The sequence below is a fragment of the Polaromonas sp. P4_F4 genome (assembly GCF_056401355.1).
Map to the genome: position 1 here is coordinate 156793 of NZ_JBFUJO010000006.1, position 12127 is coordinate 168919.

General features: G+C 63.4%; 9 protein-coding genes. All 9 read left to right on the forward strand.

Annotated features, from left to right (window positions below; all coding sequences use genetic code 11):
• Positions 1-297 precede the first annotated feature (297 nt).
• The 9 genes from nirB (at position 298) to rpsU (ending at position 12022) form a co-directional block, all read left to right on the forward strand.
• Entirely contained in the window at positions 298-2730 is a 2433-nt protein-coding gene (gene nirB / locus AC1DUR_RS09050; RefSeq protein ID WP_477718566.1) for a nitrite reductase large subunit NirB, read from the forward strand.
• 34 nt (positions 2731-2764) lie between these two features.
• Entirely contained in the window at positions 2765-3550 is a 786-nt protein-coding gene (locus tag AC1DUR_RS09055; protein WP_477718567.1) for a type IV pili methyl-accepting chemotaxis transducer N-terminal domain-containing protein, read from the forward strand.
• An 11-nt stretch (positions 3551-3561) separates the two neighbouring features.
• Positions 3562-3984, forward strand: coding sequence for a nitrite reductase small subunit NirD (gene nirD, locus AC1DUR_RS09060; RefSeq protein ID WP_477718568.1), 423 nt, complete (start codon positions 3562-3564; stop codon positions 3982-3984).
• Between the two features lie 138 nt (positions 3985-4122).
• Complete coding sequence (locus tag AC1DUR_RS09065) at positions 4123-7131, forward strand: nitrate reductase (protein WP_477718569.1); 3009 nt, start codon at positions 4123-4125, stop codon at positions 7129-7131.
• Positions 7132-7173: 42 nt separating this feature from the next.
• On the forward strand, positions 7174-8079 hold the full coding sequence (gene ybiB, locus AC1DUR_RS09070) for a DNA-binding protein YbiB (RefSeq protein WP_477718570.1): 906 nt from the start codon (positions 7174-7176) through the stop codon (positions 8077-8079).
• Positions 8076-8897, forward strand: coding sequence for a uroporphyrinogen-III C-methyltransferase (gene cobA, locus AC1DUR_RS09075; RefSeq protein WP_477718571.1), 822 nt, complete (start codon positions 8076-8078; stop codon positions 8895-8897). The genes ybiB and cobA overlap by 4 nt, the downstream gene beginning before the upstream one ends.
• Positions 8898-9098: 201 nt before the next feature.
• Positions 9099-10091 (forward strand): hypothetical protein, encoded by a 993-nt coding sequence (locus AC1DUR_RS09080; protein ID WP_477718572.1) that lies wholly within the window; start codon positions 9099-9101, stop codon positions 10089-10091.
• Between the two features lie 196 nt (positions 10092-10287).
• Positions 10288-11538, forward strand: coding sequence for a BaiN/RdsA family NAD(P)/FAD-dependent oxidoreductase (locus AC1DUR_RS09085; RefSeq protein ID WP_477718573.1), 1251 nt, complete (start codon positions 10288-10290; stop codon positions 11536-11538).
• Positions 11539-11809: 271 nt separating this feature from the next.
• Positions 11810-12022, forward strand: coding sequence for a 30S ribosomal protein S21 (gene rpsU, locus AC1DUR_RS09090; protein ID WP_011484193.1), 213 nt, complete (start codon positions 11810-11812; stop codon positions 12020-12022).
• Positions 12023-12127 lie beyond the last annotated feature (105 nt).

Genomic DNA, 12127 nt, shown 5'->3' on the forward strand with positions numbered 1-12127 from the left:
TAACGGAGCGCCCAACCTTAGCGAAAGCACTGCGGGTTCTGCGCATAACGACGTGCGTATTGATGTGCCTCATACCGGTTTTACCGCCGGTTCCCTGTTTGACAGGAGAGAGCATCATGGTTCCTACCTCATTTTTCCATAGTCCATCGGGCTGCAAAGCCATAGGCTCGGCTGCCCGCGTGGGCAGCTGCGAGACCACGGCCTTGCGACTGGTCGGCCCTGCGTTGCCGGCGCTCAGTCGCGGCAGGTTTGGCATGACGCTTGCACTTACAACATTGAATCCACTGGAGTGACCCCATGAAAAAATCGAAACTGGTAATGGTCGGCAACGGCATGGCGGGGGTTCGCACCATCGAGGAATTGCTCAAGGTCGCACCCGAGCTGTACGACATCACCGTCTTCGGTGCCGAGCCGCACCCCAACTACAACCGCATCCTGCTCAGCCCGGTGCTGGCCGGCGAGCAGACGCTCGACGAGATCGTGCTGAACAGCTGGGACTGGTACAAGGACAACCACATCACGCTGCACGCCGGCAAGAAGGTTGTTGAAGTCGACCGCGTCCGCCGCGTCGTGCGCGCCGACGACGGCACCGAAGAGAAATACGACCGGCTGCTGATGTGCACCGGCTCCAACCCCTTCATCCTGCCGGTGCCCGGCAAAGACCTCCAGGGCGTGATCGCCTACCGCGACATTGCAGACACCAACGCGATGATCGAAGCCTCCGAGAAATACAAGAAAGCCGTGGTGATCGGCGGCGGCCTGCTGGGCCTGGAAGCGGCCAATGGCCTCATGCTGCGCGGCATGGAGGTTACCGTGGTTCACGTCATGCCCTGGCTCATGGAGCGCCAGCTCGACGATGTAGCGGGCAAGCTGCTGCAAAAGTCGCTGGAAGACCGCGGCCTCAAATTCATGATTGGCGCGCAAACCCAGGAACTCACCGGCGGTGCCGATGGCCGTGTCAAGTCCATCAAGTTCAAGGACGGCACCGAGCTCGACACCGATCTCGTGGTGATGGCCGTGGGCATCCGCCCCAACACCGAACTGGCCGAAAAGATGCGCCTGCACTGCAATCGCGGCATCGTCGTCAACGACACCATGCAGACCGTGACCGATGCCCGCATTTACTCGGTGGGCGAGTGCGCTGCGCACCGCGGCATCGCCTACGGCCTGGTGGCGCCGCTGTTCGAGCAGGCCAAGGTGGCCGCCAATCACCTGGCGCAGTTCGGCATTGGCCGTTACACGGGCTCGCTCACCTCCACCAAACTCAAGGTCACCGGCATCGACCTGTTCTCGGCCGGCGAGTTCATGGGCGGCGAAGGCACCGAAGAAATCGTGATGAGCGACCCCTTCGGTGGTGTCTACAAAAAACTCGTGATCAAGAACGACAAGCTGATTGGCGCCTGCCTCTACGGCGACACCGTCGACGGCAGCTACTACTTCAAGCTGTTGCGCGATGGGCGCAGTATTGGCGACATTCGGGACAAGCTGGTATTTGGCGAATCCAACATAGGCGATGCCGGCCACGAAGGCCACAACAAGGCGGCCGCCATGCCCGACGAGGCTGAGGTCTGCGGCTGCAATGGCGTGAACAAGGGCACGATCTGCAAGGCGATCAAGGAAAAAGGCCTGTTCACCCTGGATGAAGTGCGCAAGCACACCAAGGCCAGCGCCTCCTGCGGCTCCTGCACCGGTTTGGTCGAACAGATTTTGATGTTCACCGCCGGCGGTGACTATTCAGCCACGCCCAAGCTCAAGGCCATGTGCGGCTGTACCGATCATGGCCACCAGGCCGTGCGCGACGCCATCCGCACCAACAAGCTGCTCACCATTGCCAGTGTGCACAAGTTCCTGGAATGGAAGACGCCCAACGGCTGCGCCACCTGCCGCCCGGCCGTCAACTACTACCTCATCAGCACGTGGCCCAAGGAAGCCAAGGACGACCCGCAAAGCCGATACATCAACGAGCGCAGCCACGCCAACATCCAGAAAGACGGCACGTATTCCGTCATCCCGCGCATGTGGGGCGGCGAGACGACCGCCGACGAACTGCGCCGCATCGCCGACGCGGTGGACAAGTACAAGATCCCGACGGTCAAGGTCACCGGCGGCCAGCGTATCGACCTGCTCGGCGTGAAGAAGGAAGACCTGCAGAACGTCTGGAAGGACATCGGCATGCCTTCCGGCCACGCCTACGCCAAGGCGCTGCGCACGGTGAAGACCTGCGTGGGCAGCGAATGGTGCCGCATGGGCACGCAGGACAGCACGCAGATGGGCAAGGACCTGGAGCGCGCGATGTGGCGCATGTACGCGCCGCACAAGGTCAAGTTCGCGGTGAGCGGCTGCCCGCGCAACTGCGCGGAGTCCGGCATCAAGGACGTGGGCATCATCGGCGTGGATTCGGGCTGGGAAATGTACATTGCCGGCAACGGCGGCATCAAGACCGAGGTTGCCCACTTCTTCACCAAGCTCAAGACCGCAGCGGAAGTGCTGGAATACACCGGCGCCTTCTGCGAGTTGTACCGCCAGGAAGGCTGGTACCTCGAGCGCACCGTGCACTATGTCAACCGCGTCGGCCTCGACTACGTCAAGAAGCGCATTCTGGAGGACCACGCCGGCCGCAAGGCGCTGTGGGAGCAGCTGCAGTTTGCACTGGACGGCGAACCCGATCCGTGGTTCGAAGCCGACAAGGCGTCGGTGGACACCCGCCAGTTTGAGAAGCTGCCGGCCTGAGCGCGCAGACATAACAAAGAACAAAGGAATACTGATGATCAAGCGAAGAATTTTCATTGCGTCTGCGGCCCTGGTCGGCGTGACGGCTCACTCGCAGGTGGCCGATATACACGATGCGATCAACAAGGCGGGTCGCCTGCGCATGCTGTCGCAGCGCATGAGCAAGGCTTACCTGGCCCTCATCCAAAAAGTGGAAGCCGGCAGTGCCCAGCAGGTGCTGGACCGCTCGATGGCCACGTTCGACCGCCAGCTGGTCGAGCTGAAGGCCTATGCGCCCAGCCCGGACATTCGCAACACCTACGCCAAGCTCGAAGGCGCCTGGAGCGAATTCAAGTCCGTGCTGGTCGGCACCGTGCCCGGCAAGGAACACGCGCCCCAGTTGATCCAGCTGGACGCGAATATCCTGGCGCTGGCCCACCAGGGCACGATGCAGTACGAGCAGGCCGCAGGCAAGGCCACGCTGGGCAAGCTCGTCAACATCGCGGGCCGCCAGCGCATGCTGTCGCAGCGCATGGCCAAGTTCTACCTGGCCAATGCGCTGCATGTGGACCCGCAGGGCAGCATTGCGGAAATCGGAAAGTCGCGCGCTGAATTCGTGGCCGCGCTGGAAGTGCTGCGCAAAGCGCCCGAGGCGACCTCGAAGATCAAGGAAGAACAGACCCTCGCCGACGCGCAGTGGATCTTCTTCGACCAGGGCCTGCAGCGGCTGGACGGCGTGCGATCCTCGCCAAAAATGATGGCCGATGTGTTCGTGTCCAGCGAAAACCTGCTGAGCGTCATGGACCGCATCACCGGTATGTACACCAATATCAACGCATAAAGAGCCCCATCATGAGTGAATGGAAAAAAATCTGCCTGGTCAATGAGATCCCCGTACTCGGCTCGCGCCGGGTGGCGCGCGCAAAAGGCATCGATGTCGCCGTGTTTCGCAATTCCGAAGACCAGGTGTTTGCACTGCTCGACCGCTGCCCGCACAAAGGCGGCCCCCTGTCGCAGGGGATTGTCTTTGGCACCAGCGTGGCCTGCCCGCTTCACAACTGGACGATTGGCCTGGATGACGGCTGCGCCAAGGCGCCAGACGTAGGCTGCACCACGAAGTTTGCGTGCAAGGTGGAAGCTGGCGACGTGTTCCTGGATGCGGTCGAGCTGGCCACGCTGGCGGTCGATGTGAAACCGCCACGCGCCGGCCCGGGTGCATCGTCGGGCGCCATCGGCGACGAAAGCTTCAACGTGCAGACACCGCACACGGCGTGAGCCCAGGGGACGTCGCAAATTCAATGACAAACACCGCCGTGCAAGAAACGCGATCCCTCCGCCCCTGCTGCCATCCAGCCGCCGGGGCAGCTGATCGCTTTGTGTTAACGTCCACATACAGCCGGAGCTCCGCTGACCATGGCTGATACGCGATCTACCTGTCCCTATTGTGGTGTCGGCTGTGGTGTGATCATCGAATCGCAAGGGGACCAGATCACGGGTGTGCGCGGTGATCCGGACCACCCCGCCAATTTCGGGCGCCTGTGCACCAAGGGCTCGACCCTGCACCTGACGGCCTCGGCGCCTGTCACGCGGCAAACGCGCCTGCTGTACCCAATGCGGCGCGAGCACCGCCGCGAGGCGGCGCAACGCGTGTCGTGGGACAGCGCGCTGGACTTCGCCAGCGAGAGCTTTGCGCAGATCATCCGCGACCACGGACCGGATGCCGTAGGCTTTTATATTTCGGGTCAGTTGCTCACGGAGGACTACTACGTCTTCAACAAGCTGGCCAAGGGCTTGATCGGCACCAACAACGTCGACACCAACTCGCGCCTGTGCATGAGCAGCGCGGTGGCCGGCTACAAGCAGACGCTGGGCGCCGACGCCCCGCCCGCCTGCTACGACGACGTGAACCATGCGCAGTGCATCTTCATCGTGGGCAGCAACACGGCGTACGCACACCCCATCCTGTTCCGGCGCATTGAAGATGCCAAGGCCAAGAGCCCGCAGCTCAAGATCATCTTCTGTGATCCGCGCCGCACCGACACGGCCGAGATTGCCGACCTGTACCTGCCCATTCAGCCCGGCACCGATGTCTCGCTCTTCAATGGCATGCTGCACATCATGCTCTGGGAAGGCTGGGTCCAGGCAGACTACATTGCTGCCCACACCAGCGGTTTTGAGGCGCTCAAGGCCACGGTACGCGACTACACGCCCGATCTGGTCGCCGAAACCTGCGGCATCAGGAAAGAAGACCTGTTCACGGCGGCCAAACTGTTTGCCACCTCGGCCGCCACTCTGAGCCTGTACTGCCAGGGCCTGAACCAGTCCAGCAGCGGCACCGCGAAGAACGCGGCGCTCATCAACCTGCACCTGGCCACGGCGCAGATCGGCAAACCGGGTGCGGGCCCCTTCTCGCTCACCGGCCAGCCCAACGCCATGGGCGGCCGCGAGGTCGGCGGACTGGCCAACCTGATGAGCGCCCACCGCGACCTGGCCAATGCAGACCACCGCGCTGAAGTTGCCGCGCTCTGGGGCGTGCCCAGCGTTCCCGAAGCCCCCGGCAAGACAGCGGTCGAAATGTTCCAGGCCGCCGCCGACGGCGAAATCAAGGCCCTGTGGATTGCCTGTACCAACCCGGCCCAGTCCATGCCCGACCAGGCCACCGTGCGCCGCGCGCTGGAGCGGGCCGAGTTCGTCGTGTTGCAGGAAGCCTTCGCCACCACCAGCAGTTGCGATTACGCCGACCTGCTGCTGCCCGCCACCACCTGGGGCGAGAAAATCGGCACCGTCACCAACAGCGAGCGCCGCATCAGCCGTGTGCGGCCGGCCGTGCCCGCCCCCGGCGAGACCCGGCATGACTGGTCGATTGCCGTGGCCTTTGCGCAGCGGCTGGAGAAACTGCTGGGAGCGCAGAGCCCTCACCCCAACCCTCTCCCAACGGGAGAGGGAGTCATACAAGAGACACAAGAGAAAAGCAATTCACCTTCTTCACTCCCTCTTCCTCTGGGAGAGGGCAGGAGTGAGGGTGCGCAAACAGGCTCGCTCTTTCCTTATTCGCTAAGCGATGAAGCGGCTGGCGTTGAAACCATCTGGAACGAACACCGCGAATCCACCCGCGGCCGCGACCTCGACATCACCGGCATGAGCTACGCCATGCTGGAAGAATCGCCCCAGCAATGGCCCCTGCGCGAAGGTGAAACCACGGGCAAGGTTCGCCTGTACGAAGACGGGATCTTCCCCACCGCCGATGGCAAGGCCAAATTCGTCAACACCGTCTACAAGCCGGTGGCCGAGCCGCGCGAATCCCGCTATCCGTTCTCGCTGACCACCGGGCGCCTGCGCGACCAGTGGCACGGCATGAGCCGCACCGGCACGCTGGGGCGGCTGTTCGGCCATGTGGCCGAGCCGGCCATCCAGATGAACGCGCAGGACATGGCTCGTCGTCTGCTCAATGAAGGCGACCTGGTTCACGTCACCTCCAAGCGCGGCTCCATCGTGGTGCCGGTGCAGTCCAGCAGCGAGATCGGCATGAGCCAGGCCTTCATGGCCATGCACTGGGGCGAGGAGTACCTGAGCGGCCGGTCCAGCACCGGCGCACCGCTGGCCGGCGTCAACGCCCTCACCACCTCGGCCTACTGCCCCAGCTCCAAGCAACCCGAGCTCAAGCATGCCGCGGTCAAAATCCTCAAGGCCGAACTGCCCTGGTCGCTGCTGGCCATGGCCTGGCTGCCCGAGGACGACGCGCTGGGTGCGCGGGAACAGCTCAAGCCGCTGATGGCGGCGTTTCCCTTCTCCAGTTGCGTGCCCTTTTCCAACAACACGCCGCTTGCGCAGAGCAGCCGCGAACGCACCGGCCTGCTGTTTCGCGCCGCAGCCGATGAAGCACCGTCCGCCGAAACGCTGGCCAGCATCGAACGCATTCTGGGTCTGGCCGGCAGCGACGCGCTGCGCTATGCCGACAAAAAGAAAGGCCAGCACCGCACCGTGCGGCTGGTTCGCAACGGCGATCAGGCCGAGCTGGCCGGGTTTGTGCTCGCCGGCGACACCAGCGCCCAGGCGTGGATCAAGACCCTGCTGCAGGACGAACTCCCGGCACAGACCTACGGTCGCCTGCTGCTGCTGCCCGGCGCCAAACCGCCTGTCACGGTGCAGTCGCGCGGCAAACAGGTCTGCACCTGTCTGAACGTGACTGACACGGCCATCGCCGATCACCTGACCGCGCTCAGCCATGGTGAGGGCGGAGCCGGCTACCTGGGCACCGACGAGGAGCGCCTGGCCTCGCTGCAGGGCGCACTGAAATGCGGCACCAACTGCGGCTCCTGTGTCCCTGAACTCAAACGGCTGGTGCGCTCCGCCAGAAGTGGGCAACCTCCCGGGGCGGGGCCCGCCGGGCGTACGGTGATCCCGATCCGGCAGCTCGCTTAAGCTCATAATGAAAAGTTATCTTTCTTGACAGACAATTGCCTCATGGGCATTAGTCAGTACATCAAGGTCATCGGTCGTGGCAAGCAGGGCGCGCGTTCGATCACGCGCGAACAGGCGAGCGACCTGTTCGGCCAGGTGCTGGACCGCACGGTGACCGATCTCGAAATTGGCGGCTTTTGCCTGGCCATGCGCATCAAGGGCGAAACCCCGGAAGAGATGGCGGGCTTTCTGGACGCCACCTACCAGCGGCTGAGCCACCTGCCCGCTACCGACCGACCCCTGGTCGTGCTGCCCAGCTACAACGGCGCCCGCAAGCTGCCGGTGCTCACGCCCCTGCTGGCGCTGCTGCTGGCGCGCGAAGGATTGCCGGTGCTGGTGCACGGCACAGCCACCGAGTCCAGCCGGATTTTTGCATCAGACGTGCTCTCAGCCCTTGATATCCACGCGCTGACAGCTACCAGAACCATCGCATGCGGCGAGGTGGCCTTTGCCGCCACCGAACTGCTTTGCCCCGGCCTCAAGCAGTTGCTGGACGTGCGGCGTGCCGTGGGGCTGCGCAACCCGGCGCACAGCCTGGTCAAGATCATGAACCCCTGCCTGGGCAAGGCGCTGGTGGTCAGCAGCTACACCCATCCCGAATACGCGATTTCCATGGGGCAGATCTTCGAGCTCATCGGAGCCAACGCCCTGCTGCTGCGCGGCACCGAGGGCGAGGTGGTGGCGGACGCGCGCCGCACACCGCAAATGGAAGCCTTTATCGCCGGCCGGCGCACTCTGCTGCAGGCCGCGCAGCCGGGCACCCTGGCCAGCGTGCCAGACCTGCCTAAAGAAATCGACAGCGCCAGCACCGCCGCGTATATCCGCGCGGTCCTCTCGGGTACACATGCCGTACCCGCATCGATTGCCCGGCAGGTGGAACATATCTTGCAACTGGTCTCGCAACTATGAAAAGCAAAATCCAACCCGCCCACCATGACAGACGCAACCTGATGCCCGGCGGCAAGTGCCTTCTTGTCGGCGCCGGCCCGGGCGACCCGGAGCTGCTCACCCTCAAGGCCCTCAAGGCCATCCAGAACGCCACCGTCCTGCTGGTCGACGACCTCGTCAGTGACGAAATCGTCGCCTTTGCGCGACCCGGCGCGCGCATTGTCCATGTGGGCAAGCGCGGCGGCTGCAAATCCACTCCGCAGGCCTTTATCGAAAAGCTCATGATCATGGCGGCCCGGGAGGGCGAAAACGTCGTACGACTCAAGGGCGGCGATCCCTTCATCTTCGGCCGCGGTGGCGAAGAAGTCGAGCACCTGAAGGCTGCCGGCGTGGAGGTGGAAGTCATCAACGGCATCACCGCCGGGCTGGCCGCCGTGACCTCGCTGGGCGTGCCGCTCACGCACCGCCAGCATGCGCATGGCGTGGTGTTTGTGACCGGCCACGCCAAGCCCGGTGATGCCGGCACCAACTGGGCCGCCTTGGCGGCAACGGCAGCGCAAGCCAGGCTCACCCTGGTGATCTACATGGGTGTGACGGGTTCACAGCACATCCAGGACCAGCTGTTGCAGGGCCTGCCCGCAGACACCCCGGTGGCCATCATCCAGAATGCCAGCCTGCCCGGCCAGCGCCACGCGGTCACCACCCTGGCCAGCATGCGCACCACGATCGCTCGCGAGCACCTGCAGAGCCCCAGCGTGATCGTGGTGGGCGATGTACTGCGCGGCGTGGCCCTGCTGGCCGAGCAACCGGAAGAGCAGAACCTGCGGGAGTTTGGTTGAGGCGCTGAGGCCCCTGAGCCCTGCGGTCCGCGATGACCGTTGAGCCACGAGGTGGCATGCAGGAGTGCCGGCGTGCTTCGTTACTCGCCCCACTCCATATTTGAACGCGACGCGCTTCGCCTCCCGTACGCACTCGCTTCGAATTTCATGGACTTGACATGCAGACCGGCTATGCTCCGCATTTTTGATCGGACGATGCCCATGTCAACCCGCCTATTGGCCGGCGCCCTGCTGGCGCTCAGTGTGGCCTGCGCCCAGGCGCAAAGCTTCTCATTCGGCCTGTGGGGCGACATGCCGTACCAGAAAGCCGGTGACGACGCCAAAATTCCCGCACTGCTCAAAAGCATCAACCAGTCCGACATCGCCTTCTCGCTGTATGACGGCGACATCAAGGACGGCAGTTCCCGGTGCACCGATGACATTTACACGTCGGCACTGGCCATGTTTGGCCAGATGAGACGACCCGTCGTGTATGTGCCCGGGGACAACGAATGGACCGACTGCCACCGCCTCAACAACGGCGGCTACGATGCGCTGGAGCGTCTGGCCCATCTGCGTAAAACCATGTTCCCCACGTCCCGCAGCCTGGGCAAGCGCCAGATGCCGCTGATCCACCAAGGCCAGCCAGCCGAGAAGTTTTATGAAAACACCCGTTTCAGCCATCACCGGGTTGTCTTCGTCTCCCTGAATATGCCCGGCAGCAACAACAACCTGATCCTGGACGAACGGGATTGCACGTTTAAAAGCGCCCGCACCGCCGTTCAATGCGAGGCTGGCAATGCCGAGTACCTTGAGCGCGACGCGGCCAACGTGCAATGGATGCAGCAGGCTTTTCAGGCCGCCAGGGAGCAGAAAGCGCGTGGCATCGTTCTGGTGATGCAGGCCGATCCTGGGTTTGACTTGCCGGAAACCGAAGACCTCGACGAGAGCAAGGCGGCCAGGTTCAGCGGCTATCGCAACTTCATCGACAAGCTGACCGCCGAGACGGAACAGTTCGCCGGCCAGGTCTTGCTGGTGCATGGCGACACGCATTTCTTCAAGGTGGACAAGCCGCTGTACAGCCCCGGCAAACTGCTGCCCAACCTGACCCGCCTGGAAACCTTTGGCAGTCCGCTGATCCACTGGGTGCGCGTCACGGTGAATCCGAAGCATCCAAATGTTTTCACTATCCATCCCGTGATCGTCAAGCAATAAGCCGACAAGCTCCCGGCACAAGCTGCAAGCCACCATGCCGGCGGGCTACACTTTCGTGTTTTAAAAGCGCAGCTGTCGGCCACGGCCTGACGGCGGGATTTTTTGGCGGACAGGCCAAAACATCCATCACGTATTGCTATGCTTTTTATAGCTATTTGCGCTCGTCGTTTGTGTATTACCCGGGCTAGAGGCCAATTTGACTCAGAAATTTGATGTGGTGGTTATCGGCGCGGGCGCGGCTGGACTGTTTTGCGCCGGGATCGCGGGGCAGCTGGGCCTGAAGGTGCTGCTCGTCGACCACAGCGAAAAGGTGGCCGAGAAGATCCGCATCTCGGGCGGCGGCCGCTGCAACTTCACCAACCGCGAGGCCTCCCCGGCGCAATTTCTCAGCGAGAACCCGCATTTTTGCCGCTCGGCCCTGTCGCGCTACACGCCGCAGGACTTCATGGAACTGCTGCAGCGCTACGGCATCCCCTTCCATGAAAAGCACAAGGGACAGCTCTTTTGCGACCATTCGGCCGAAGACGTGATCAACCTGCTGCTGGCCGAGTGCGCTGCCGGCCAGGTGACACGGTGGCAGCCCTGCAGCATCAAAAGCATGGCCGGCCCGGAGCAGACGGGCACAGGCAGCTATCTGATGCAGAGCGACCGCGGTCCCATCGAAGCCCGGCAGGTGGTCATTTCCACGGGCGGGCTCTCCATTCCCAAAATCGGTGCCACCGATTTCGGTTACCGCATCGCCAGGCAGTTCAACCTGCGCCTGGTGGAGCCCCGGGCCGCCCTGGTGCCACTGACCTTTGACGGGGATGGCTGGGCGCCTTATGCCGGGCTGGCAGGCCTGGCGCTGCCGGTACGGATTGACACCAGCCCGCTGGAGGCCACGCCCAAACAGCGCAAAAAGGCGGTGGTGTTTTCGGAAGACCTGCTGTTCACCCACCGCGGGCTGAGCGGCCCGGCGGTGCTGCAGATTTCCAGTTTCTGGCGCGAAGGCCAGCCGGTACGCGTCAACCTTGCGCCCGGCGTTGATTTGCCCGCGTTGCTGCTGCGCGCCAAGGCCACGTCGAAAAAACTGATCGCCAACGAACTGGCCAGCCTGGTGCCCAGCCGCCTGGCAGACGCCTGGGCTAGCCAGGACCCGGCGCTGCAGCGCCCTATCAGCGAGGCCACCGACAAGGCCCTGCTGGCGCTGGCGCAGCGCCTGGCTGACTGGGAGCTTGTGCCCACCGGCTCGGAAGGCTACAAAAAGGCGGAAGTCACCGTCGGCGGCGTCGACACCCGCGACCTGTCCTCGCAAACCATGGAGTCGAAGCAGCCGGGCCTGTATTTCATCGGCGAAGTGGTCGACGTGACCGGCTGGCTGGGCGGCTACAACTTCCAGTGGGCCTGGGCGTCGGCTTTCGCCTGTGCGCAGGCACTGGCGCAGCGCCAAACCGGGATGTCGGCCTGATCCGATCCGCAGCCCCTCAGCAGCGCCCCTCGGGGGGACGGAGCTACACGCAGTGAGCGACGTGGGGACTCTCCAACCCAGCCGGGGCCGCGGGACTGGCTTTGCCAGACCGCAGGCGCAGCGGCCCCCTCGGGGGGCAGCGAGTTACGCGAAGCGAACAAGCGTGGGGGCCATATTTCTGGTCTATAATCCAAGGCTTTGCTAGCAAACCCGCATCTGGCCTGATCCTGATCAGATCACTTAAAGATGCACCTTTTGGATCAATTCATCAATGACCACTATCCGTGTAAAAGACAACGAGCCCTTCGACGTGGCTCTGCGCCGTTTCAAGCGCACCATTGAAAAACTCGGCCTGCTGACCGACCTGCGCGCCCGCGAGTTTTACGAAAAACCAACGGCCGAGCGCAAGCGCAAGAAGGCTGCCGCCGTCAAGCGTAACTACAAGCGCATCCGCGCCATGCAGTTGCCCAAGAAGTTGTACTGATCCCCGATCGGTAGCGCCTCACGGCCACCCAAAGCCCGCCAGAGGACGCTCTAGCGGGCTTTTGTGTTTTTGGCACCTGCTCCTGCTGCCGGGCCTTGCCGCTTT